Here is a 4,507-nt window from a genome sequence, read left to right on the forward strand (position 1 = left end):
CCCCCCCGAAGAATCAGAGCCCCTAAGGGTTCCGTATTCATGTCGAAATAGCGAAAAATCATCAAACATATTTCCTGTAAAGCTAACTCCTTCCTTTTCTAATTCTCCCTCAATTTTTAGGGCGAGTATACATGCAGTGCTATTTCCCAGAGATTTAAGAGTATGTGTAAACAAAAAAGAATCCGCATCTCTCTTTCTTTTTAATTTCTTTACAACAACAACAATGACAATAATAATTATTACTACTACTATTACTCCCCCCATAATTCTTTTCTCCTTTAATATTCGTATTATCCTAAAATTATTACCAATTCTATACGAATTAGTTATATATCATCTTGTATGATGTTTGTATTTTTGTCAAGCATAAAAGATGATACTTTTATCATTCAATAAGGATAGGTTATGGATAAGGTGGAGGTTCGTGCCACTTTGGCGAGAAATATTAAGGCGTTTCGAGGTCGTAGAAACTGGTCTCAAGCCGATTTAGCCGAGCAATCCAAGCTTTCTATTGTTTATTTAAGCGATATTGAAAGAGGTAATAAATGGCCTTATCTGGATACTCTGGTAAAAATTGCGAAAGCTTTTAATGTCGAAGTTTATGAACTTCTCAAACCCGAAAATACGCAGTCTCTAACTACTGGAAAAATTCTTGCCAAATATAACGAAGAAGTAAATGCTATTTTAGAAAAATCATTTGAAATGGCAAAAAAAATTACATCGCGGTCTCTAATTGCACTACAAAAACAACATTTATCCAAATAAGAGCGAAACTTTTCTCTCCACACAGATGTAATGGTAGCAGGACACGCATATTTTACACCTTTTTTTTTGAAAATTCGTTAGAATAAGCCATGGAATTACTCGCTCCAGCAGGCTCGCCTGAGGCACTTGACGCGGCAATCGGCGAAGGCGCAGACGCCGTTTACCTCGGTTTGAAGGATTTTAACGCTCGTTTAAGAAGCGCCAATTTTACCTACGCGCAATTTGAAACCGCTCTGCGTTCCCTGCATAAGATGGGGAAAAAAGTCTATGTTACGGTAAACACGGTTTTTGAACAGCGCGAAGCGGACCGAATGTACCAGTTTTTAAAATACCTTGCCAATCAGGGGCCGGACGCGCTTATTGTTCAGGATTTCGGCGTTGTGGCAATGGCAAGAGCGGAGTTTCCTTCTCTGCGGCTTCACGCTTCCACACAGATGAATATCGCGTCGGCAAGAGGGGCAAACGCTCTTTCGCGCCACGGCGTTTCGCGCGTAGTTCTGGCGCGGGAACTCTCACTTGAAGAGATAAAAAACGTTAAAAGCGAAACTAACCTTGAGCTTGAAGTTTTTGTTCACGGAGCGTTGTGTATCAGCGTTTCGGGATTGTGCCTTTTTTCAAGTTTTTTAGGGGGAAAATCAGCTAACAGGGGGATGTGCACTCAAGCGTGCAGAAGATTGTACCATAAGGCGGGCGTGGAAAGCGGGGGCGAAAACGGCTACTATTTCAGCCCCAACGACTTGCAGCTTTTGGAGCGCGTGCCGCAGTTAGCAGTCGCCGGAGTCAGCGCCATGAAGATTGAAGGGCGAATGAAGAGCGCGTCCTATGTGGGAACTGTTGTTTCTGCTTACCGTCTTGTCTTGGATGCTTGCGCTCAGGGCACTAGTGCTAACGGTGCTAGTGCCAACGGCACAGAAGACGATATTCAGCGTAGTATTGAACGCGGACAGGAAATTTTGCGTAACGATTTTGCGCGGCCAAAGACACGGTATTTTTTTGAAGGCCGGATAAAAACCGCCGCGCAAGACAGTGAAACAGCGAATAACGGCGCTTCAGAAAATACCGAAGCTGAAGGCATTGACTGGCTGAACCCCGCGCAGGACGGCGGCACAGGCATCAGTCTTGGAACAATTTTAAAGGTAAAGGGTACGGGCGATGAAAGACGCGTCCTTGTCTGTCCGCCGGGAAGGATTTCTGTTTCCGTCAGAGATTCGGTGCGAATACACCACAGCGATGACTCCGGCAGAGTTTCTCATAAATTGACATTCGCTCAGGAAGACGGCGAACATTCCGGTTACTGGATTTCCGCGCCTGAGGGAAACATTGGCGACCATGTTTATTTAATTCAAATAAAAGAGAGGGCAAAGCGTTATGCGCCAATAATTACCAAAGTATCCGGCGGCAAGGGGCCGGGCAGGGAAAAAGCGCCGTTCCCGCAAATACAGATACGCCAACGTGAAGAGCGCGGCAAACATTCAAAAAACGCCGAAACTTTTCCCGAAGGACTGTACATCGCCGTTTCCCGCCCCGAAGATTTTTACGTTGTGCAGTCTTCCCGTCCGCAGAGAGTAATGCTTGCCCTGTCCGCAAAAAACGCGAAGTATTTGTTAGACGACAATAAACCGCCACTGCCGTTTAAGCCCGCTGAAATTATTTTAACGCTTGACCCGTGGTTTCCTCAGGATATAGCGGAATATGAAAATGGAAAAATAACGGAAGAAATCAGCCTGCTAACAGAAAAAGGTTATTATCAGTATGTATTGAATAATCCCGGACATTTTTCACTGTTTAGGGATTACGAAAATGTAAAATTGATAGCCGGGCCGTGGCTTTATACGTTTAATTCATGGGCACTCTCGTTTGTTTCCTCTCTCGGAGCGGATGGTTTTGTTTCGCCGTTGGAAAATAACAGGCAAAATTTGGAGCGTACATTAGGCGTAGAAAGCCATAACAGTGAAAAAAAGGGAGGCAAAAAACGGCAGAACCGCAGCGCGTTACATTCAAAATTTTTTATTATGGTTTTTGCGTGGCCGCCGTTATTCAATATAAAAGCAAATCTTGGTTCTGTCTTCAATTTTGATTCATTTGCAGATAACATGGAAGAAGAATTTTTACTTGAAACAGGCCCTGAAGGCTCGCGCGTTTACCCCAAAAAATATTTTTCTATTATCGATAAAATTCCGTTTTTAAAAGAAGCAGGGTTTGGGCGTTTCATAATTGATTTATCCGGTCAAGTAATAAAGAAATCCGACTACCGTGATTTAATGCGCTCGGTAAACGAAAGCGCCCCACTGCCGCAGTCGAGCCGTTTTAACTGGAAAGACGGTTTTTTTGTCAGTAAAACATGACTGTAGATCAATTATAACATTGATTTTTCAAATGCCAAAGCTGCCATTTGTATAACTGCGATATATTATTGTCAGGAGGTAAAGAATGACTACATTAAAAGAGGCAATTACCAATTATTTGGCATATTGCGAGTATCAAAAGAAACTGAGTGTAAAATCAATCAAGGCATATAAGATTGACCTTGAACAATTTCAACGGCAAACTGCATTTGAAAACATTCCTATAAAGACTGAAATTTCCGCATATATCACACATCTGCACAAAACATATTCGCCACGGACAGTTAAACGCAAAATTGCAAGCATCAGCGCATTTTTTAATTACCTTGAGTTTGAAGAAGTGCTTTATGAAAATCCAATGAAAAAGATTAATACAAAATTTCAAATTCCGCAATTACTGCCCAGAACAATACCATTGACATTAATTGAAAATATTTTACGCGTCGCTTACCAAGAGTTAAAGCTTGCACAAACCGTTTATGCGCTGAACACAGCCCTGCGAAATGCCGCAATGCTTGAATTGTTATTTGCTACAGGATTGCGGGTATCAGAGTTGTGTTCTCTTAACGTGGAACACATTGATCTGAACAACGGAGGAATTCTTATCATGGGAAAAGGAGCAAAGGAACGCATACTGCAAATCGGAAACCAGGAAGTTCTTTCGATTTTACGGCGTTATACCGAAGAAAATGCCGTGCGTATACGCAAGACAGGTTGGTTTTTTGTTAACAGGCTATCATCACGCATTTCAGAACAATCCGTCCGTTTCCTAATAAAACGACTTTGCGCAAAAGCCGATATTGGAAAGATAATAACGCCGCATATGTTCAGGCACTCATTTGCCACGCTGCTGCTTGAAGAAGATGTGGACATTCGCTATATACAGCGCATGTTAGGGCATAGTTCCATACTGACAACACAAATTTACACGCAGGTTACCGTTGAAAAACAACGCCAAATCTTGACTGCAAAACATCCCCGAAACAAAATTGTTGTTAATATGTGAAATTTTTGTTGACTAATTAAGAAAATGAGGGTACTATGAAAATATGGATGCAGGATAATTATTTATTATCCTTGAAATATTTAGGTCATACGCATAGGGACAGTGAATGTAATGAATATCTTCATATCTTTTTCTGGCGCAGCACGGGAAGAATTTGCAATAAAATTTTTGAACTTATTAAATAAATATGGCTTGTATTGCTGGTATGATCAACATGAATTATTATTAGGGGATTTCTTAGACGATACTATTACAAGACATGGAATAGAAACAGCAGAATACTGTATTCTTATAATTAATAAATCATATTTAAGCAGAGAGTGGCCTTGCGAGGAAGCGGTTAGATTATACGACAAATTAAAAGACAGAAAAACCAATGTCTACGCTCAAC

At 41.4% G+C, this 4,507-nt stretch carries 5 protein-coding genes; 4 read left to right on the plus strand and 1 reads right to left on the minus strand.

The genetic code is table 11. From position 1 onward, the window contains the following. On the minus strand, positions 1–264 hold a 264-nt coding region (locus tag ACYVRH_RS10975), incomplete at its 3' end, for a hypothetical protein (protein ID WP_461256955.1). A gap of 141 nt (positions 265–405) precedes the next feature. Between ACYVRH_RS10975 and ACYVRH_RS10980 the strand changes: the two genes are divergently transcribed. The 4 genes from ACYVRH_RS10980 to ACYVRH_RS10995 form a co-directional block, all read left to right on the plus strand. Next, positions 406–765, plus strand: coding sequence for a helix-turn-helix domain-containing protein (locus tag ACYVRH_RS10980; RefSeq protein ID WP_461256956.1), 360 nt, complete (start codon positions 406–408; stop codon positions 763–765). 89 nt (positions 766–854) lie between these two features. Then, entirely contained in the window at positions 855–3,110 is a 2,256-nt protein-coding gene (locus ACYVRH_RS10985) for a peptidase U32 family protein (protein WP_461256957.1), read from the plus strand. 85 nt (positions 3,111–3,195) lie between these two features. Further along, on the plus strand, positions 3,196–4,116 hold the full coding sequence (locus tag ACYVRH_RS10990; RefSeq protein WP_461256958.1) for a tyrosine-type recombinase/integrase: 921 nt from the start codon (positions 3,196–3,198) through the stop codon (positions 4,114–4,116). 111 nt (positions 4,117–4,227) lie between these two features. Next, on the plus strand, positions 4,228–4,507 hold a 280-nt coding region (locus ACYVRH_RS10995), incomplete at its 3' end, for a toll/interleukin-1 receptor domain-containing protein (protein ID WP_461256959.1).

The sequence above is a fragment of the Treponema sp. R80B11-R83G3 genome (assembly GCF_054786115.1).

What these genes read in the sequence shown, in the direction of transcription:
- ACYVRH_RS10980 (WP_461256956.1), top strand. Translation starts at nt 406, where the DNA reads ATGGATAAGGTGGAGGTTCGTGCCACTTTGGCGAGAAATATTAAGGCG.
- ACYVRH_RS10985 (WP_461256957.1), top strand. Translation starts at nt 855, where the DNA reads ATGGAATTACTCGCTCCAGCAGGCTCGCCTGAGGCACTTGACGCGGCA.
- ACYVRH_RS10990 (WP_461256958.1), top strand. Translation starts at nt 3,196, where the DNA reads ATGACTACATTAAAAGAGGCAATTACCAATTATTTGGCATATTGCGAG.